Below are 19,221 nucleotides of genomic sequence, written 5' to 3'. Positions count from 1 at the left end.
CCGGCGCCATCGGCGCCGCCATACAGACCTATGCCGAGGCCGAGCGCTGCTCCGTCGTGCGTGATTTCTGCGGCCACGGGGTTGGCCTGCTTTTCCACGACGCGCCCAACATCCTGCACTATGGCAGTGCGCACGAAGGCGTCGAGATGCGCCCCGGCATGATCTTCACCGTCGAGCCGATGATCAATCTCGGCCGGCCACATGTGAAGGTTCTGTCGGATGGCTGGACGGCGGTGACGCGCGACCGCTCCCTGTCGGCGCAGTATGAGCACACGATCGGCGTGACCGAGACCGGCTGCGAGATTTTCACGCTGTCGCCAAAGAAGCTCGACCGTCCCGGTCTGCCGGCCTAATCTTGTTTCGCCGGTTCATCCGGCCACGAATGCGGGGGCGGCTGTGGGGATGGGAAGCGGCGACGACGAGCGAAGTTTCTTCGCCGAAATGCCGGTCCGACCGGCGACGAAGACCAAGGCAGCCGAGGAAAAGCCGCATTATCTCGGACATCGCGACCGTTTGCGCGAGCGCTTCTCCTCGGCGGGTCCGGATGCCCTGCCCGACTACGAACTGCTCGAGCTTCTCCTGTTTCGCCTGATTCCGCGCGCCGACACCAAGCCGGTCGCCAAGGCATTGCTCGCCCGCTTCGGCACGCTGGCCGAGGTGCTGGGCGCGCCACTCGGCCTGCTGCAAGAGGTCAAGGGTATCGGCCCGTCGGTGGCGCTCGACCTGAAGGTCGTCGCGGCAACGGCGCAGCGCATGGCGCGCGGTGAAGTCCGTGGCCGCGAGATCCTGTCATCATGGACGCAGCTTCTCGACTATTGCCGCTCGGCCATGGCGTTCGAAGACCGTGAACAGTTCCGCATCCTGTTCCTCGACAAGAAGAACGCGCTGATCGCCGACGAGGTGCAGCAGGTCGGCACCGTCGACCACACGCCCGTCTATCCGCGCGAAGTGGTCAAGCGCGCGCTCGAACTCTCCGCCACCGCCATCATCCTGGTCCACAACCATCCATCGGGCGACCCGACTCCGTCGCGCGCCGACATCGAGATGACCAAGGAGATCATCGAGGCCGCCAAGCGGCTGGGCGTCTCCGTTCATGACCATCTCATAATCGGGCGAAAAGGCTACGCCAGCATGAAGGGCCTGCTGCTGATCTGACCGACAGATTTTGCCATCGACGCGGGCCGGTCATGCCGGCCTATGGCGAAGCGGTGTTGCACCTGCCGGCAATCCGCTCGACGGCTTCGCCGAAACCGTCGAGATTGAAGTCGGCCTCGCCGCGCCCCGACAGCAGTCCGAACCGCCACGAAAGCAACAGCCGGCTTGCGGAAACAAGGCGTTTGATGCCGTCCGCGCCGTCGCGCACCAGCATCCGCCCGCGTGGACCGACCGACCAGCTCTCGTCGAACTTGCTGCCGCCGTCGATGGCGATCGACATGGTGATCTTGCGGCTTGAGGAGACGGCGTCTCTCAGTTGCAGCCACTCCGTCCAGCGCCGGTCGCCTGTTGACCGGCAGGCAATGGTCAGGATCGGGCTGTAGCTCAGCGCGCCGCCGCCGGTAATGAGCTTGTTGGTGGCGTAGAGCGACGCAGTGACCAAACCGTCTTCGCCAGTACCGAACCGCCAGTTGTCGGGGATCGCATCGGCGTGGGCGCTACCGCAGGCCAAGACAAGCACCAGGACCATGGCAGCGACATGCCCCATCTCGACGAACAGTCTCACCACGCCCTCCAAGAACCCAAGCGGCCCACGATAGAAGCGCAGATAATGATTAGTGCGTCGTGTCCACAGGCAGCTTTCACGAAGCATGCCCGCCTGTTGCAGATACGCAACAAAAAGGCCGCCTCAACGGGCGGCCTTTCCTGTCTCAAGCGACGTTGGCGATTATTCGGCGTCCTTGGCCGCCTTTTTCTTAGGCGCAGCCTTCTTCTTTGGCTCCTGCACGTCATCGGCTGACGCTGCATCGCTCGCCGGGGCATCGGCCTTCTTGGTGGCTTTCTTCGCCGGCTTTGCCTTCGCCTCGGTCTCAGCCTCCTCGTCGTCGGCCATCAGCTCTTCCTTGCTGACCTTGACGTCGGTGACCGAAATCTGACCGAGAAGGTGGTCGACAACCTTCTCCTCGAACATCGGCGCCCGCAGCGCGTTCAGCGCCTCGGGGTTGCCGCGGTAGAACTCGAAAGCCTCCTGCTGCTGGTTGGCCGGGAAGCGGCGAACCTGCTCGAACAAGCCGCGCTGCAGTTCTTCGTCCGATACGGTGACGCCGGCCTTCTCGCCGATCTCGGCCAAAACCAGACCGAGGCGCACGCGGCGCTCGGCAAGACGCAGATATTCGGCGCGCGCCTCTTCTTCCGTCGTCTCTTCATCGGCGAAGGTGCGGCCGGCGGCTTCCAGGTCACGGTTGACCTGCGCCCAGATGTTGTTGAACTCGGCGTCGATCAGCTTCGACGGCGCCTCGAACGAATAGGCCGCGTCGAGCTGGTCGAGAAGCTGACGCTTGACCTTCTGCCGCGTCATGGCGCCGAACTGGTTCTCGATCTGGCCGCGCACGACCTCGCGCAGGCGCTCCAACGATTCCAGGCCGAGGTTCTTGGCGGTTTCGTCGTTGATTTCCAACTCGCCGGGCTTGGAGACTTCCTTGACGGTGACGTCGAAGGTGGCTTCCTTGCCGGCCAGGTTCGCCGCCTGGTAGTTCTCCGGGAAAGTCACGGTGACCTGCTTTTCATCACCGGCCTTGCTGCCGACCAGCTGGTCCTCGAAGCCGGGGATGAATTCCTTGGAACCCAGCACCAGCGGCTGATCGGTGCCAGCGCCGCCATTGAAGGCCTCGCCGTCGATCTTGCCGACATAGTCGATGCTGACGCGGTCGCCGATGGCTGCCTCGCCGGTCTTCGGCTCGTAGCTGCGGGCCGACTCGGCCACGCGCTGGACCTGTTCGTCGATCTCGGTGTCAGGCACGTCGAAAACCTGGCGCGTCACCTTGATATCGGAGAAATCCTTGATCTCGATCGCGGGAATGACTTCGTAATTGAGGCGAAACTCGAAATCCGCGCCACCGGCGAGGATCTTCTCGGCTTCCTTCTCGTCCTCGGTCATGATGACCTCGGGCTGCATGGCGGCCTTCTCGCCACGGCCGGTGATGATCGAGCGGGTCGAATCGTTGAGGATTTCGTTGACCACTTCGGCCATGAACGACTTGCCATAAACCTTGCGCAGGTGCTGCACCGGCACCTTGCCGGGGCGGAAGCCGTTGATGCGAACCTTGTTCCTGGCGTCCGAAAGACGCGCCATCAGCTTGGCTTCCATGTCAACCGCCGGCACGGTGATCTTGATCTCGCGCTTGAGACCGGAGTTGAGTGTTTCGGTGACCTGCATCGTAAAACCTTTGTTTTCACCAATGAGGCTGCCAAACGGCTCTTTGCCGTTCACAGCCTGCCGGTATAGTTCTGCCGGGAATGGCTTTGGTACGGAACCTGGCGATTTGACCGAAAATACGGCTCAAACTCTCCCAAACTGCGTTCCAAAATGTGAATAAGTTCTTGTTCTTCCTACTTCTTATCACATTCTGCAGAAGCGGATCGTCGCGTCCCGTCACATTCGACACGCCTTTTGTCACAGGCGGGGCTAATTTTCAACCATCTTCGCGTTCGGGCGGTTTGCGGATAATTTCGACCCGGAGTCAACATCTCGTATGCGACATTGACAGAATGATGGCTACATGGGATTGCCGGACCACGCGGGTATGGCGGAACTGGTAGACGCACCAGATTTAGGTTCTGGCGAGAGATCGTGGGGGTTCGAGTCCCTCTACCCGCACCAACGACCGACATCCACCGCTCTCAATAAAGCGGCTCCTCGAACAGCGTCTTGTCGCCATCGACCAGTGCCTTGATCTGCGCCGTGCCATCGCTGGCCAGCGCGAGGCGGATGCCGAACGGGCGCACGCGAATGTCGTTCTGGATCGCCATGCCCTCGCCTTCGGGCACATAGAAGCGCTCTATGCCGTAGTCCGGCGCGATCGTCGCGCCTTCCTCGCGCAGGTCCCAACCTTGCGTGACATGGCCCGAAATATCGGCCTCGTCGGCGGCGGCCGGCATCGGCGCCTTGCCGAACCAGGCTGTGGTCGGCGTCCAGTAACCGTCGGCGCCCTTCTTCAGGCGGACCACGATCGATGTGTCGTCGCTGGACAATTTGTCTGCCGGAATGTTGGCGATCATCGTCGCCGGTATGCGCGAAATCTCGTAACCAAGGATAATGTAGTCGCCGCGCAGGAAATCGCTGGGATCGACAGGTTCGATCTTCAGCAGCACTTCCTTGCCGTTGCGCAGGATCGCCGCCCGGCCGACGATAATCGAGCTCAGAAAACCTATCTGGACGAGCGCCAGCAACAGCGCCGAGATGATCAGCCGCTTTCCTGTCATCATGCCGTGGCTCCTCCGGTGGCAGGGCCCCTTATGCGCTTTTCGACCCGGATGATGACGATCGCAAGGATGCCGAGCAGAACAGCAGCCGCAAGGAAGAAGCCGGCCGTGTCGAGCATCGACTGCAAGGTCACGACATAGATCATGGCGAGTTCGAAGGCGAAGCCGAGATAGGCGAGCCATCGCAGGCCCCGGCTTTCCCTTCCGGCCAGCACGATCGCCCCGACGATGCCGGCAAGTGCGATGACCGAGGCGATGGTGAAACCGCTGTCATAGGTGCTTTGGTCGGCCAGTTCGAACTGGATGACGGCCAGGCCGGTAAGGAAGCCGAGCAGCGCATGCAAAGGCAAGTAGCCGTCAAGCTGCAGGATCCTGTCGACTGGCTCTGGGGCAAGTACGCCAGCGGCGAACAGCACGATGGAGACAATGACCAGGGGGATGGCCACCGGCAGCGTCGCCTGGTGCATCGCCAGCAGCACAAGATAGAAGAGCAGCGACAGGATGATCAGATGCCGCGCCGGCTGGCTGCGGGTCCAGAACGAGACGGCGAAAAGCACCACCGCCATGATGACGAAGGCATGCGGAAACGCGGTCCGGGTGAAGTAATCGAAGCCTTTCAGGAACAACCAGCCATCGGCAATGCCGACCGCGGCGACAGTCAGCGGGTTCGAACGCAGCGCGACAGCCGCCAGCGCCGTCGCGGCGCCCCAGGTGACGAGGACCGAGGCTTCGTCCCCGGACAGATGATACATCTGGCCGATCAGCGCGATCGAGCCGCCGAAAGCCGCGGCCGCCACGATCCACAGCGCCTCGCCAATTGCCGCGTGGTCGCGTGTCTTCAACACCGCGCCGCCGACATAGCCGCCAAGGATGACGGCGAAGAGGGACGCCACGCGCGCCAGCCGCGGAACCGCGTCCCAGTTGGCGGCGACGAAAATCAGGATCGCCGCGCCGAACAGCAGGGCCGCCAACATCGCCAGGATCGTTCCGAAGCTCAGCGACTTGCGCTCGTTGGCTTCCACATCTCGCGCCAGCAGATCGGCCGTCGCTGCATCAATCAGGCCAGCCTGCCGCCAACGCGCGATATCCGACCTGACCCGAGACGAATAGCTCGCCATCGCCCACTCTCCCCCGACTCAGGTCTTCTTCAGCCTGACCAGCCAAACCGTTGACGCAACGGCATTTTCCGATTCTGCTCTCTTTGTGTCAGGTCTGTGAAGGCTCGTTAATGTTGCATTGCACAATTTGCATTGCTGCCATGCAGCCATAGCGCTTTTAAATCGATGTAGGCCCGCCTATTTAACGTTCGTACACAAACGGAATGATCCGCAAGAAAGACGAAACGAGAACTACCATGAACCTGATCCGCAACTACCGCAACTGGCGCCGCTATCGCGACACCGTGTCCGAGCTGAGCCGCCTGAGCAACCGTGAACTGACCGACCTCGGCATCAGCCGCAGCGACATCCCCTACGTCGCTCGCAAGGCGGTCTAATCCTTCGGACCGCGAATGGTCCGAACCAGTTTTGTAGAAGAGAACGACAATGAACCTGATCCGCAACTATCGTAACTGGCGCGTTTATCGCGAGACGGTTACCGAGCTGGGTCGCCTTTCGAACCGCCAGCTGCACGATCTCGGCATTATCCGCGACGAAATCAAGATCGTCGCACGCCGCGCGATCTAACGACGGAATTTCACTGGGATCGACCTCCTCCCCGAGCCCAGTGAAGACGGTCAGCCCTTACCCTCCTCCCGAGGGTTGACCACCAAAACGGCGCCCGCCGCACCTCCTCCCGCGGCGGGCGCTGTTTCCGAAGCGAACGAAGTTCGTCTTCCATAAGCGAACGCAGTTCGTCTTCAGCGAACGCAGTTCGTCTTCCACGGAGCAAAATGAATGTTGCTCCAAAAGGGTTTCGCCCCTTTTCAAAAACGCGAAAGAGATTTCGTCAAAGCCGACCTCCTCCCCGGCGATGACGAATAGGCCCGACCTTCACCTCCTCCCGAAGGTTGGCCACAAAAACGGCGCCCGCCGCACCTCCTCCCGCGGCGGGCGCTGTTTCCGAACCGAACGCAGTTCGTCTTCCCCAAGCGAACGCAGTTCGTCTTCCCAAGCGAACGCAGTTCGTCTTGCCGAAGCGAACGCAATTCGTCTTCGTGAGAAAGAGATTTCGTCAAAGCCGACCTCCTCCCCGGCGATGACGAATACGGTCGACCTTCACCTCCTCCCGAGGGTTGGCCCAAAAAACGACACCCGCCGGACCTCCTCCCCCGGCGGGTGTTGTTGTTTCAAGGGCAGGCTTTCCGACTAGCCTGATCCCGATGTCGCCCCTCGACAATTGCAATCGCTTCACTGAGCGATTATTCCGGCGCTCATGAACAAAAATCCAATTCACATCATCGGCGGCGGTCTGGCCGGCTCGGAAGCAGCGTGGCAAGCGGCGCAAGCCGGCGTTCCCGTGATCCTGCACGAAATGCGCCCGGTTCGCGGGACCGATGCCCACAAGACCGATGGACTGGCCGAGCTGGTCTGCTCCAACTCCTTCCGCTCCGACGATGCCGAAAACAATGCCGTTGGCCTTCTGCACGCCGAAATGCGGCTGGCCGGCTCGCTGATCATGAGCGCCGGCGACGCCAGCCAGGTGCCGGCCGGGGGCGCGCTTGCCGTCGACCGTGACGGTTTCTCCGACACAGTGACAAGGACACTCGAAGCGCACCCGCTGATCACCATCCAGCGCGAGGAAGTGCCGGGCTTGCCGCCGGCGGAGTGGGATCAGGCGATCGTCGCCACCGGGCCGCTGACGGCGCCTTCGCTTGCCCAGTCTATCGCCGATGCCACCGGCGCCGATGCGCTGGCCTTCTTCGACGCCATCGCGCCGATCGTCCACTTCGAAACGATCGACATGAACATTTGCTGGTTCCAGTCGCGTTACGACAAGGTCGGGCCCGGGGGCACCGGCAAGGACTACATCAACTGTCCGATGGACAAGGAGCAGTATCTTGCCTTCGTGCAGGCGCTCATCGACGGCCAGAAAACCGAGTTCAAGCAATGGGAAGGCACGCCCTATTTCGATGGCTGCCTGCCGATCGAGATCATGGCCGAGCGCGGCGTCGAGACGCTCCGTTACGGCCCGATGAAGCCCATGGGCCTGACCAACGCGCACAATCCGACAGTGAAGGCCTATGCGGTCGTGCAGTTGCGCCAGGACAATGCGCTGGGCACGCTCTACAACATGGTCGGTTTCCAGACCAAGCTGAAGCATGCCGAGCAGGTGCGCGTGTTCCGCACCATTCCAGGCCTGGAAAACGCCGATTTCGCCCGCCTCGGCGGCCTGCACCGCAACACCTACATCAACTCGCCGACCCTGCTCGATGCCTCGCTGCAACTGAAGTCGCGCCCCGGCCTGCGCTTCGCCGGCCAGATCACCGGTTGCGAGGGCTATGTCGAGAGCGCCGCGATCGGCCTGCTTGCCGGACGCTTCGCCGCCGCCCAAAGGCAGGGCCACGCACCATCGCTGCCGCCGCTCACCACGGCCTTCGGTGCGCTGCTCAACCACATCACCGGTGGCCACATCGTTTCCGATGACGAACCGGGAAAGCGCTCCTTCCAGCCGATGAACGTCAATTTCGGCCTGTTCCCCCCGGTGGAGGCGCCGAAGACCGAAGGCAAGCGCATGCGCGGCAAGGACAAGACCGTCGCCAAGCGGCATGCAATCACGTCGCGCGCCCTGGATGACTGCCGGCAATGGCTGGGACTGCCGGCGCGGACCGCCGAAGCGGCCGAATAGCGACGGCGTTCATTCGCTTGGTGCTTCGGCTTACCGCCAGCCCTTGCTCGCGCGATGCAACAGCAACCAGTGCCGCCGCAGGGCCGACAGTCGCGCCACGCCTTCAAGCGGCGAACCGCGCTCCATTTTCGTGAGATAGGCGCGCGACAGCGCCAGCGGCAGGAATGCCGGGCGCAAAGACACCGGCAGTCCGGCGGCGCCCCGCTCGAAAGCCGAAAGATGTTCGCGCGCCAGCGAAATCATCGCCGCCACCGCGCGCTGCGCCCCGGGCCCGCCATCGCCGGCAACAAACTCTTCCGGCGATGATCCTGCCGCCGCCAGGAGATCGGCCGGGATAAAACACTGTCCGCGCTTGCGGTGCAGCGGCACCAAAAGCAGCAGTCCGGTCATGGCCTGCGCACAGCCCGCCCTGCCCGCCAGCTCGGCGAAGCCGGGCGCCTCGACAGGATCGAGCACCATCGCCGCCAGTTGGATCAGGGCTGCCGCCGTCTCGCCGCAATAGCCTTCGAGATCGGTGCGTGACGGCATCGGATCATCGTAGAGGTCGAAGATGCGCGCTTCGAGCATGTTCTCGAAGGCCGGCTTTGGCAGGTCGGACGCAGCAATCGTGGCATTCAAGGCTTCGGCTGTGGGATGGCCGGCACCCGCCTCCCCACCGGCGGCGATGACATCGCGCCACCACTGCAACCGCACCTCGCCGGGCAAAGCCTCGCGGATGCGATCGCGAATACCCGCGATCTCGGCATTGAAGGCAAAAAGCGCAAACAACGCATCGCGCTTGTCGGCTGGCGCGTAGAGCGCGGTGAGATAGCGGTCATGGTCGGCGGCGCGGACCGCGTCCATGACGATCTTGGCGTTCGGGAACATTTCAGTCGACGGCGATGAGTGCGGCGGCCACGGCGCGGTCCTCGGCCAGCAGGACATTGTAAGTCCGCACTGCCGCTCCCGTCGACATCGGGTCGGACCCGATGCCCGCCGCCTTCAGCGCCGCCCGCAATGCCGCCGGCAAAGGCCTGAGATCCTTGCCCATGCCGACCAGCAGGATCTCCACCTTGTCAGCCTCAGCCAGGAGCCGGTCGAAATCCGCCACACCAAGCGCCAAAGGGTCGGCAGGCTCCCAGCCATGGATGCCGGACGGCAAGCACAGCAGCGAGCCCCGGTGCGACATGTCGGCGAAGCGGAAGCCGCCATTGCCGTAGGCCTCGATCGGCGCACGGCCGGGAAAATGCGCCTCGCGGATGACGATGCCTTTGCCGGTCATCGTTCTGTCACCCCTTCAGGGCGGCGCGTCAGGTCGCGACCGCCTTGCCGCCGCTGACCGGCTTTTCCTCGTCGGCAGTCGAAGCCTGCGGCCGCAACTTGAACAGGATCAGCAACGGTGCGGCGATGAAGATCGACGAATAGGTGCCGAAGATGACGCCGAACAGCATGGCCATGGTGAAGGAGCGGATCACCTCGCCGCCGAACAGCACCAGCGCCAGCAACGCCAGGATCGTCGTCACCGAGGTCAGCGTCGTTCTGGACAGCGTCTCGTTGATGGCGTTGTTGAGGAGCTGCGGCAGCGGCATTCGCTTGTATTTTCGCAGATCCTCTCGGACGCGGTCGTAGACCACGATCGTGTCGTTCAGCGAATAACCGATGATCGTCAGGATCGCCGCGAGCGATGATTGGTTGAACTCCAGTCCGGTGATGACGAAAAAGCCCAGCGTCATGACCACATCATGCACGGTCGCCACGATGGCGCCGACGGCGAACTGCCACTCGAAGCGGAACCAGACGTAAATCAGGATGCCGACCAATGCGACGAGCATGGCGATCGTGCCTTGCTTGGCCAGTTCGCCCGAGACGGTCGGACCCACCACTTCGACGCGGCGGAAATCGTAATTGTCCTGTAGCTCACCGCGCACCTTGTCGATGACGCTCTGTTCGGCGTTCTCGCCGCCGTCTTGTGAGCCGACACGGATCAACACGTCGTTCGGCGCGCCGAACTGCTGCACCTGAACTTCGCCGATATTGAGTTCCGTCAGCCTGCTGCGAATATCACCGATATTGGCGTCGCCACTCTTGGCCTTGACCTCGATCAGCGAGCCGCCCTTGAAATCGATGCCGTAATTGATGTCCACGGTCATGAACAGCACGACCGATAGCACCGACAGGAAGCTCGACAGCGCGAACGTCCAGCGCCGTATGCCCATGAACGGTATCTTCGTGCCCGGCGGGACGAAGGTTATCGGAGCCTTCGGCAATTCCTTCGGACGGGCGCGGCGCAGCCAGATCGAAACAAGCAGGCGGGTGAAGGTGAAGGCGGTGAAAACCGTGGTCAGGATGCCGATGGCGAAGGTGATGGCGAAACCCTTCACCGGCCCGGTGCCGAGATAGAACAGAACCACGGTTGCGATCAGCGATGTGACGTTGGAATCGACGATCGTCGCCAGCGCCTTGGTGAAACCGGTATCGATCGCCTGGATCACCGATCGGCCGTTTCGTCGCTCCTCGCGGATACGCTCGTAGATCAGCACGTTGGAATCCACCGCCATGCCGATGGTCAACACGATACCGGCAATGCCGGGCAAGGTCAGCGTCGCGCCGAGCAGCGACAGCAATCCCACGATCATAGCCACATGCACCGCCAGCGCGATGTTGGCGAGGAAGCCGAGGAAACCGTAGGCAACGAACATGAACACGACGACGAGGATCGAGCCGATGATGCCGGCTACCTTGCCGGCATGGATCGAATCCTGGCCGAGGCCCGGACCGACTGTACGCTCCTCGATGACGGTCAATGTCGCCGGCAAAGCGCCGGCCCGCAGCAGCACCGCGAGATCATTGGCGCTCTGTGCGGTGAAATTGCCGGAAATCTGTCCCGTTCCCCCGAGGATGGCCTCGCGGATCTGCGGCGCCGAGATCACCTGATTGTCGAGGACGATGGCGAACAGCTTGCCGACATTCTGCGAGGTGGCCTGGCCGAAGCGGGCCGCACCCTTGGAATCGAACCGGAACGAGACCACCGGCTCATTGTTCTGCGAATTATAGGTTGCCTGGGCATCGACGAGGTTTTCGCCCGACACGATGACGCGGTTCTCGATCAGGTACGGAACCGGCGGGTCGTCCTGCGAGTACAGGATCGATGACCCGGCCGGAGGACGGCCTTTCATCGCATCCTGCACCGGCATCGACTGGTCGACCATCTGGAAGGTCAGCTTGGCGGTCTGGCCGAGAATTTCCTTCAGCCTTTGCGGGTCCTGCAGACCCGGCACCTGCACCAGGATACGGTCGTCGCCCTGCCGCTGCACGATCGGTTCTGTCGTGCCGAGTTCGTTGACGCGGCGCTCGACGACCTCGATCGACTGCGTCAACGCGGTCGATGTGCGGTATTTGATGCCGGCATCGGTCACATTGAACTTGAGCAGGCCCGGCTCGGAATCGTCGAGCGTCATTTCCTGGATGGACCCGCCGGTGAAAAGGCCCGCGGCGACTGGTTCGGTCAGCGATTTCAGCGCCGTCTTGGCCGCGTCGAGCTGGGCGGGATCCGTGATGCGGACCTGCAAGGTCCGCCCCGTGCCGGCGAGACCGGTATAGCCAATCTTGGCATCGCGCAGCAGCGTCCGAATCTCATCGCGCGTCGTCTCGAGCCGATCCTTGATCAGATCGTTCTGGTTCATCTCCAGAAGGATGTGCGAGCCGCCCTGAAGGTCGAGGCCGAGCGTCATCTGACGCTTCGGCACCCAGCTCGGGAGCTGGGCCAGAGTGCTTGCGGGAATGAGATTGGGCGCGGCGAGGATCACCGTGATGGCTACGGCCACCCAGATCAGGATCATCTTGAAGCGCGAGAAATACAGCATATGGCGTCGTCCGTCAGAGCGTGTCCGCGGATCGCTCCGCCTGAAATTGGGTTATTTCTTGGCGTTCTGGTTGGCCACCGGTTCGCCCTTGACGCGCACATCGGCGATCGTTGAGCGCAGAGCGGTCACCTTGACGCCGCCACCGAGGTCGACCTCGAGCTCGTTGTCGTCGATCACCTTGGTCACCTTGCCGACGAAGCCGCCGCCGGTGATGACCGTGTCACCGCGACGCACGGCCGCCAGCATCTCGCCACGCTTCTTAAGCTGCGTGCGCTGCGGCCTGATGATCAGGAAATACATGATCACGAAGATCAGCACGAACGGTAGAATGCTGATGAGCATATCGGGAGACGTGCCGCCGATGCCTTGCGCGTATGCCGGTGTCACGAACATCGAAGAACTCCTGAATTTGGAAAACCGCCGCCACGCCGGATCCTGGAATTGGCGGCCCTGAAATTTGGCCGGAATATAGTCGGTAAAGTTGTCAATGCAACTGCGCGGCCGGGCAAATCGGCTGCTTTTCCGGCCTGTCGGGCCGTGTTAGAGCATGATCGCCGAGGGCACGAGAGTGTTTGCGCAAAAGATCCCGCTCGAACAGAAGGTTGCAACGGGTTTCGCGCATGGCGGAATCGGCGAACTTCACGCGACCCGCTTCAATACCGTCAACAAACAGAAGACAGACATGACCGACAGCAACCTGGACGCCCTGAACAGCAAGCTCGACCGCCTGATCGAGGCGGTCAGCCGGCTTGCAAAACCGCAGGTCCCTGAAACCGACCTTGCCGACGCCGATTGCTTCGTCTGGCAGGCCGATCCGGGCTATCTTGAGCCGGTGCGCAAGGTCAACCGCGTCGACATCGGCCTGATCCGTGGCGTCGACCGCGTCCGCGACATCCTTGTGGACAACACCGAACGCTTCGCCGCAGGCCATGCCGCCAACAACGTATTGTTGTGGGGCGCGCGCGGCATGGGCAAATCGTCGCTGGTCAAGGCCGCGCACGCGGAGATCAACGCCAAGGCCAGGTCCGGCCTGCCGCTGAAGCTGATCGAGATCCACCGCGAGGACATCGATACGCTGCCGAAGCTCATGGGTTTGCTGAAGGCCGCTCCCTTTCGCTTCATCCTGTTTTGCGACGACCTCTCGTTCGACCACGACGACACGTCCTACAAGTCGCTCAAGGCGGCACTCGAAGGCGGCGTCGAGGGCCGACCGGCCAATGTCATCTTCTACGCCACCTCGAATCGTCGCCACCTCTTGCCGCGCGACATGATCGACAACGAGCGCTCGACCGCCATCAACCCTTCGGAAGCGGTGGAAGAAAAGGTTTCGCTGTCCGATCGTTTCGGCCTCTGGCTCGGCTTCCACAAATGCTCGCAGGATGAGTATCTCGACATGGTCAACGGCTATGCAAGCCACCACGGCCTCGACATCGAGCCAGAGCAGTTGCGCGCCGATGCGCTGGAATGGGCAACGACACGCGGCAGCCGCTCGGGCCGTGTCGCCTGGCAGTTCACCCAGGACCTGGCCGGCCGCCTGGGAAGACCGCTGAAGGACTGATCCGCGATATCCAACTGAAAAAGCCCGCTCCTTGCGGAACGGGCTGAGCCGGCGGGCCGGACTGGAGGTCAGGCGGCCCGCAAATCGCTTTTCTTGTTCTATTCGAGATAGCCGGAAGGATCGACCGGCGCCGAGTTCTTGCGCACTTCGAAGTGCAGCTTGGGCGAGTCCGTCGTGCCGCTCATGCCCGACAGCGCGATCTCCTGGCCGCGCTTGACCTTCTGGCCACGCTGGACCTCGATCGAGCTGGCGTGGCCGTAGACGGTGACCAGGCCGTTCTCATGGCGCACCAGCACCGTGTTGCCGAATTCCTTGAGCCCGTCACCGGCGTAGATGACGACACCGTTCTCCGCCGCCTTGACCGGCGTTCCCGTTGGCACGGCGATGTCGACGCCATCCTTGCCGCCGCCGAAACCGGAGATAACCCGGCCGCGCACCGGCCAGCGCATCTTGCCGATGCCGGTAGCGTCCGGGGCTACGGCGTCGTCGTCCTCGGCCTGCTGGATAACCTTCGAATCTTTCTTCGGCGGCGTGTAGGACGCCAGTGTTTCCGATGGCGTGGCCTTCGCGGCGGGCTGGGTGGTGGCCGTGGTCACCGGATCGACCTTCGCCGGTTTGGCGCTGGCGACCGTCGCCGTTCCGCCGGCTGGCACCTTCAGGGTCTGGCCGATCTTGAGCAAGCCATCCTGCAGGCCGTTCGCTTGTTTCAGGGCAACGGGGCCGACCCCGGTCTTCCTGGCAATGGAGGATAATGTATCGCCCGACTGCACCGTGTAGGTTCCGGCAGGGCTGGTCGCCTTGGCTTCGGCCATCTGCGGCTTGGAAGCCTTCGGCTGGTTCGCGGCGGCCGAAGTGTCGACCGGAGCGGCGGACTTGCCGTCCCTGGGCTTCGGCTGCTGCGGCAGCACCGCGACCTTCTCCGGCGCGGTGGCCGGCAGGTCGTGCTTGCCGTCCTTGGCAGGCTTGGCCTCGGCGACTTTCGGCTCGGCCTTGCTCGAATAGGCGTAGGCAGGGATGACCAGCTTCTGGCCGGTCTTCAACCCCTTGGTGGGGCTGAGCCCATTGACCTTCATGATCACATCGCTCGGCACATGATAGCGCTGCGCCAGGCCGGAGATGGTCTCGCCGTCCCTGACGACGATTTCGGTCGCATGCGGAGAGCCAGCCGGGGCCATGCGCGGCGCGTCGGGCTGCGAGACCTTGAACGGCGACCCGGCCGGAGCGACTGTGCCCGTGCTTGCCCTGTCGAGCGCCGGAGCCGATGCGGTGCGAATCGGCCTTGAGGCCGGAGCCAGCACGGGAGCCGGCTGCGATTGGGCAACCGGCGGCGGCAGCGGCCGGGACGAAACCGGCTCCAGGCTGGAACGGCTGACCGACTGCGTGTGGGCGCCGTCGAGTGGAGCGGCCGCGACATCGCCCGGATAGGGCTGCGCGGCGTCCTGCTTGTTGATGATGTTGCGCTGATTGTTGGTCGATGAAGTAAAGACGTCATCGACACTGTTGAAGCGCGAAGCCTGGGAACTGCACCCGGCCGCGGCGCCCGCGACCATGAGCACGGCGCACCCACGCGCCAGATTGCGTCCGTTTGCCTTCAAAACACTGAATTGCATCGCACTGACCCGCACATACCCGGTACAAACTAGGCATGATTAAAGCGCGTTAATGTTACTCGTCGGTTAACCCAATGGAATCCGACGCAAATTTTCTTAAAATGTTTGAGAATTGCATTGGCGGCGCTCGACAATAGTCGAACCATGCCTGGAGAGGCCGATTTCGGGACCGCCTGTTGTCCGGACGCAACTCGCTAGATGACGGCAGCCAAGCTGCGCAGGATCGGCTGCAGCCGGACCATGCCGATATCCTCGCGTTCGAAACGGCTGCCGACCTTGGTCAGCTTGGCCAGTATCTGCTCGCCTTCTTCCGGCCCGATCGGAGCGATGACGATGCCGCCGCTCGACAATTGGTCGAGCAGGAAGCGCGGGAGGCTGTCGAAGGCGGCCCAGGCGACGATGCGATCGAACGGCGCCTCGTTCGGCAGCCCGCCGGAAGCCTCCGCCTGGCGGACGATGACGTTGCCGATGCCAAGTGCCTCAAAACGCTGCCTGGCCTGTTCGACCAGGGTCTTGTAGCGATCGGCGGTGACGACGCGTGCTGCCAGGCGCGACATGACCGCCGCCGTATAGCCGGAGCCGGTGCCGATCTCGAGCACACGGTTGCCCTGTTCGATGGCCAGCGCGGCGATAACCGCGGCCTGAAGGTCCGCGCCCTCGATCGCCTCGCCGCATTCGATCGGCAGCATGCGATCCGACCAGGCGATCGAATGAAACTGGGCGCCGAGGAAGCCGCGGCGCGGCGTCGCCTCGAAAGCCGTGATCAGCGGCTTCGGCACCGTTCCCCTGCCCCGCAGCCGCAGCAGGAAGGCGGCAAACCCTTCGCGATCATCGATTGGGAGCCCCTGGTTCATGCAAGCGCCTTGCTCAACTGGTCACGGATCTCATGCGCGGTGAGGTCGAGCTGCAACGGCGTCACCGACACCAGCCTGTTGCGCATGGCATGGAGATCGCTACCCTGCCTGCCCTCGACCGGCTCGCGGCCGAAGCGCAACCAGTAATAGGGCAGCCCACGACCGTCCCGGCGCTCTTCGACCGACAGGCTGTGCACGAGCTTGCCCTGGGTGGTGACCACCGTTCCAGCGACGTCCTCGGGAGGGCAGTTGGGAAAATTGACGTTGAGCAGCACGCCGTCCGGCAGCGGCGTCGCCACGAGCTTCTCCAGCAGCGCCGGCGCCAGCGCCTCGGTCGTCTGGTAGGGGACGACGCGATCCTCGCCGGCATAGCTGTAGGCCTGGCTGAGCGCGATCGAGCGGATGCCGAGCAGCGCGCCTTCCATGGCGCCCGCGACGGTTCCCGAATAGGTGACGTCGTCGGCGATGTTGGCGCCGGAGTTGATCCCGGACAGGATCAGGTCGGGCGCGCTAGGCAGGATCTTCTTGACGCCCATGATGACGCAGTCGGTCGGTGTGCCGCGGACGGCGAAATGCTTCTCGCCGATCCTGCGCAGCCGCAGCGGCTCCGAGATCGACAGCGAATGCGCGTAGCCGGACTGGTCCTGCTCCGGGGCCACCACCCAGACATCATCCGAGAGCGTGCGTGCGACACGTTCGAGCGATGCCAGACCCTCGGCATGGATGCCGTCGTCATTGGTCAGAAGAATGCGCATTATTTCGATTCGATCTTTTCCAGGCCACCCATGTAAGGCCGCAGCGCTTCAGGAATCGTTACGCTGCCATCCTCATTCTGGTAGTTTTCGATGACGGCTATGAGTGCGCGGCCGACAGCGGTGCCCGAACCGTTGAGGGTATGAACGAAGCGGTTGCCCCTGCCATCCTTGTCCTTGTAACGGGCGTCCATCCGGCGTGCCTGGAAATCGCCGCAAACCGAGCAGGACGAGATTTCGCGATAGGCGTTCTGACCGGGCAGCCAGACCTCGATGTCGTAGGTCTTGCGCGCGCCGAAACCCATGTCGCCGGTGCACAGCGTCATGGTGCGGAACGGCAGTCCGAGCCGCTTGAGCACCTCCTCGGCGCATTGCGTCATCCGCTCGTGTTCGGCAAGCGACGAGTCCTGGTCGGTGATCGACACCAATTCCACCTTGTAGAACTGGTGCTGGCGCAGCATGCCGCGCGTGTCGCGCCCGGCCGAACCCGCCTCCGAGCGGAAACACGGCGTCAGTGCGGTGTAGCGCAACGGCAGTCTCTCATGCGCGGTGATCTCTTCCCGCACGAGATTCGTAAGCGGCACCTCGGCGGTGGGGATCAGGCCCAGCCTGCCCTCGCCATGCGGCGTGAAGAACAGATCCTCCTCGAACTTCGGCAACTGGTTGGTGCCGAAAAGAACCTCGTCCTTGACCATCAGCGGCGGAATGACCTCTTCATAGCCATGCTCGGTCGTGTGAAGGTCGAGCATGAACTGGCCCAGCGCGCGTTCCATCCGCGCCAGCCCTCCCTTCAACACGGTGAAGCGCGAGCCGGACAGCTTCGCCGCACGCTCGAAATCCATCATGCCCAGCGCTTCGCCGATCTCGAAATGCTCCTTCACCCAGTTCGGCCGCGTCGGCGCCTTGCCGACGACATGCTTGACGACGTTGTCGTGCTCGTCCTTGCCGACCGGCACGTCGTCCAGCGGCACGTTGGGCAGCACCGCCAGCGCGTCGTTCAGCGCCTTGTCGAGCTCGCGTTCGCGCGCCTCGCCATTCTGGATGAAAGTCTTGATCTCGCCGACTTCGGCTTTCAGCCGTTCCGCAAGCGCCGCATCGCCCGCACGCATGGCGTTGCCGATCTCCTTCGAGGCGGCGTTGCGGCGCTCCTGCTTGGTCTGCAGCTCGGTGACGTGTTCACGCCGCGCCTCGTCGGAGGCGATCAGCCCGTCGACCGTGGACTGCGCGTCGTCAGCCGACCAGGAGCGCTTGACCAGCGCCTCCACAAGGGCCTTCGGGTTGTCGCGAATCCATTTGATATCAAGCATGGTTTGAACGCTCCTGAGCTAAGGTCGAGGGCGTAAACCGCATCCTTGATCGATGCAAGATGAGGCTGGGCGACGGTTGTCGTTTTCCGCCGCCGCGCCATTGTCCTTAAGAGGCGGCCGGGGCCGGAGGCTCGTCAGGCGCCTTGTCGGCGACGGTTTCCGACGCGTCCTGCCTCTCGCGCGCCAACCGCTGCTTCTCCTGGTCCCGCTCGATCCACCGCGCGGCCCAGATGGAGACCTCGTAGAGAAGGATCGTCGGGATGGCCAGGCCGATCTGGCTCATTGGATCGGGAGGTGTCAGCACGGCGGCAACGATAAAGGCAATGACGATCGCCCATTTGCGCTTCTCGGCCAGCGCCTTGGACGACAGCATGCCGACCCGCGTCATCAGGCTGGTCACCACCGGCAGCTGGAACACCAGGCCGAACGAAAAGATCAGCGTCATGATCAGGCTGAGATATTCGGACACTTTAGGCAGCAGCGAAATCTGCACCTGATCATCCGTGCCGGCCTGCTGCATGGCGAGGAAGAACCACATCACCATCGGCGTGAAGAAGAAATAGACCAGCGACGCGCCCATCAGGAACAGGATCGGCGACGCGAACAGGAACGGCAGAAAGGCGTTGCGCTCGTTCTTGTAGAGGCCGGGCGCGATGAACTTGTAGATTTGCGTGGCGATCAGCGGAAAGGCGATGACCATGCCGCCGAACATGGCGAGTTTGACCTGGGTGAAGAAGAATTCCTGCGGGGCGGTGTAGATCAATTCGACCTTGTGCGGATCGAGCCCGGCCCATTTCGTCGCCCATTTGAACGGGACGACCAGGAGATTGAACAGCCTCTTGGCGAAAAAGAAGCAAACCAGGAAGGCAACGAAGAACCCGCCGAGCGACCAGATCAGCCGCCTGCGCAGCTCGATCAGATGCTCCATCAGAGGCGCGGACGATTTTTCGATGTCGTCCTTTTCCTTGTCCGAAACGCTCACTTGGCGGCTCCCGCCGTCTTCCTGGCCGCGGGCTTCCTGGCCTGGGCAGGTTTCGGTTCGGATGAAACCACTGGCACGGCCGCGACCGTCTTGGTTGCCGCGGGCCTGGCGGCC

The 19,221-nt window shown here is 63.0% G+C and carries 19 protein-coding genes and 1 tRNA gene; 7 read left to right on the top strand and 13 right to left on the bottom strand.

The window, feature by feature from the left end; genetic code table 11:
• Positions 1–353: M24 family metallopeptidase (locus tag WC739_RS17465; RefSeq protein ID WP_372954274.1), on the top strand; the 353-nt coding region annotated here is incomplete at its 5' end.
• 49 nt (positions 354–402) lie between these two features.
• Positions 403–1,155: a DNA repair protein RadC gene (gene radC / locus WC739_RS17460; protein WP_372954273.1), complete on the top strand. Its 753-nt coding sequence runs from the start codon at positions 403–405 to the stop codon at positions 1,153–1,155.
• Between the two features lie 40 nt (positions 1,156–1,195).
• Here the strand turns inward: radC and WC739_RS17455 are convergent, their stop codons facing one another.
• Together WC739_RS17455 and tig are read right to left on the bottom strand one after the other, a co-directional pair.
• A complete protein-coding gene (locus WC739_RS17455) occupies positions 1,196–1,720 on the bottom strand; it encodes a hypothetical protein (protein ID WP_372954272.1) in 525 nt (174 codons plus the stop codon).
• A gap of 162 nt (positions 1,721–1,882) precedes the next feature.
• Positions 1,883–3,370 carry a trigger factor gene (gene tig / locus WC739_RS17450; protein ID WP_372954271.1) on the bottom strand — a complete coding sequence of 496 codons (1,488 nt, stop codon included), beginning with the start codon at positions 3,368–3,370 and terminating at the stop codon, positions 1,883–1,885.
• A gap of 361 nt (positions 3,371–3,731) precedes the next feature.
• On the opposite strand from tig, the gene WC739_RS17445 reads away from it, so the two are divergent.
• Positions 3,732–3,814, top strand: a tRNA-Leu gene (locus WC739_RS17445).
• A gap of 20 nt (positions 3,815–3,834) precedes the next feature.
• On the opposite strand, the gene WC739_RS17440 is transcribed toward WC739_RS17445, so the two are convergent.
• Together WC739_RS17440 and WC739_RS17435 are read right to left on the bottom strand one after the other, a co-directional pair.
• A complete protein-coding gene (locus tag WC739_RS17440; RefSeq protein ID WP_372954270.1) occupies positions 3,835–4,419 on the bottom strand; it encodes a GDYXXLXY domain-containing protein in 585 nt (194 codons plus the stop codon).
• Entirely contained in the window at positions 4,416–5,534 is a 1,119-nt protein-coding gene (locus WC739_RS17435) for a DUF2157 domain-containing protein (protein WP_372954269.1), read from the bottom strand. The genes WC739_RS17440 and WC739_RS17435 overlap by 4 nt, the downstream gene beginning before the upstream one ends.
• Positions 5,535–5,770: 236 nt before the next feature.
• Between WC739_RS17435 and WC739_RS17430 the strand changes: the two genes are divergently transcribed.
• From WC739_RS17430 to trmFO, 3 genes are all read left to right on the top strand, one after another.
• The gene (locus WC739_RS17430; RefSeq protein ID WP_013531315.1) at positions 5,771–5,911 is read left to right on the top strand and encodes a DUF1127 domain-containing protein; all 141 of its coding nucleotides are present in this window, start codon (positions 5,771–5,773) and stop codon (positions 5,909–5,911) included.
• A 49-nt stretch (positions 5,912–5,960) separates the two neighbouring features.
• Positions 5,961–6,101: a DUF1127 domain-containing protein gene (locus WC739_RS17425; RefSeq protein WP_372954268.1), complete on the top strand. Its 141-nt coding sequence runs from the start codon at positions 5,961–5,963 to the stop codon at positions 6,099–6,101.
• A gap of 688 nt (positions 6,102–6,789) precedes the next feature.
• The gene (gene trmFO, locus WC739_RS17420; protein ID WP_372954267.1) at positions 6,790–8,202 is read left to right on the top strand and encodes a methylenetetrahydrofolate--tRNA-(uracil(54)-C(5))-methyltransferase (FADH(2)-oxidizing) TrmFO; all 1,413 of its coding nucleotides are present in this window, start codon (positions 6,790–6,792) and stop codon (positions 8,200–8,202) included.
• 30 nt (positions 8,203–8,232) lie between these two features.
• Here the strand turns inward: trmFO and WC739_RS17415 are convergent, their stop codons facing one another.
• Genes WC739_RS17415 through yajC form a run of 4 tightly spaced genes read right to left on the bottom strand, consistent with a single transcriptional unit; the run spans position 8,233 to position 12,437 of the window.
• Positions 8,233–9,069: a phytoene/squalene synthase family protein gene (locus tag WC739_RS17415; protein WP_372954266.1), complete on the bottom strand. Its 837-nt coding sequence runs from the start codon at positions 9,067–9,069 to the stop codon at positions 8,233–8,235.
• 1 nt (position 9,070) lies between these two features.
• Positions 9,071–9,463, bottom strand: a complete 393-nt coding sequence (locus WC739_RS17410; protein WP_372954265.1) for an Mth938-like domain-containing protein — start codon at positions 9,461–9,463, stop codon at positions 9,071–9,073.
• Between the two features lie 28 nt (positions 9,464–9,491).
• On the bottom strand, positions 9,492–12,044 hold the full coding sequence (gene secDF, locus WC739_RS17405) for a protein translocase subunit SecDF (protein WP_372954264.1): 2,553 nt from the start codon (positions 12,042–12,044) through the stop codon (positions 9,492–9,494).
• 51 nt (positions 12,045–12,095) lie between these two features.
• On the bottom strand, positions 12,096–12,437 hold the full coding sequence (yajC, locus tag WC739_RS17400) for a preprotein translocase subunit YajC (RefSeq protein WP_372954263.1): 342 nt from the start codon (positions 12,435–12,437) through the stop codon (positions 12,096–12,098).
• A gap of 289 nt (positions 12,438–12,726) precedes the next feature.
• Here yajC and WC739_RS17395 point away from each other — a divergent pair, with 289 nt between their 5' ends.
• The gene (locus tag WC739_RS17395) at positions 12,727–13,602 is read left to right on the top strand and encodes an ATP-binding protein (RefSeq protein WP_372954262.1); all 876 of its coding nucleotides are present in this window, start codon (positions 12,727–12,729) and stop codon (positions 13,600–13,602) included.
• A 98-nt stretch (positions 13,603–13,700) separates the two neighbouring features.
• On the opposite strand, the gene WC739_RS17390 is transcribed toward WC739_RS17395, so the two are convergent.
• The 5 genes from WC739_RS17390 to tatC all read right to left on the bottom strand — a co-directional run bounded on the left by WC739_RS17390 (position 13,701) and on the right by tatC (position 19,107).
• Positions 13,701–15,212 (bottom strand): peptidoglycan DD-metalloendopeptidase family protein, encoded by a 1,512-nt coding sequence (locus tag WC739_RS17390; protein WP_372954261.1) that lies wholly within the window; start codon positions 15,210–15,212, stop codon positions 13,701–13,703.
• A 194-nt stretch (positions 15,213–15,406) separates the two neighbouring features.
• Positions 15,407–16,066, bottom strand: coding sequence for a protein-L-isoaspartate(D-aspartate) O-methyltransferase (locus WC739_RS17385; RefSeq protein ID WP_372954260.1), 660 nt, complete (start codon positions 16,064–16,066; stop codon positions 15,407–15,409).
• Complete coding sequence (gene surE, locus WC739_RS17380; protein WP_372954259.1) at positions 16,063–16,821, bottom strand: 5'/3'-nucleotidase SurE; 759 nt, start codon at positions 16,819–16,821, stop codon at positions 16,063–16,065. The genes WC739_RS17385 and surE overlap by 4 nt, the downstream gene beginning before the upstream one ends.
• Positions 16,821–18,125, bottom strand: coding sequence for a serine--tRNA ligase (gene serS, locus WC739_RS17375; protein WP_372954258.1), 1,305 nt, complete (start codon positions 18,123–18,125; stop codon positions 16,821–16,823). The genes surE and serS overlap by 1 nt, the downstream gene beginning before the upstream one ends.
• Positions 18,126–18,231: 106 nt before the next feature.
• Complete coding sequence (gene tatC, locus WC739_RS17370; RefSeq protein WP_372954257.1) at positions 18,232–19,107, bottom strand: twin-arginine translocase subunit TatC; 876 nt, start codon at positions 19,105–19,107, stop codon at positions 18,232–18,234.
• Between the last annotated feature and the right edge of the window lie 114 nt (positions 19,108–19,221).

Source organism: Mesorhizobium sp. (assembly GCF_041661565.1).
Classification (GTDB): Bacteria; Pseudomonadota; Alphaproteobacteria; order Rhizobiales; family Rhizobiaceae; genus Mesorhizobium.
The sequence above is the reverse complement of the archived record's forward strand: the minus strand, read 5'-3'. Positions and strand labels throughout refer to the sequence as shown.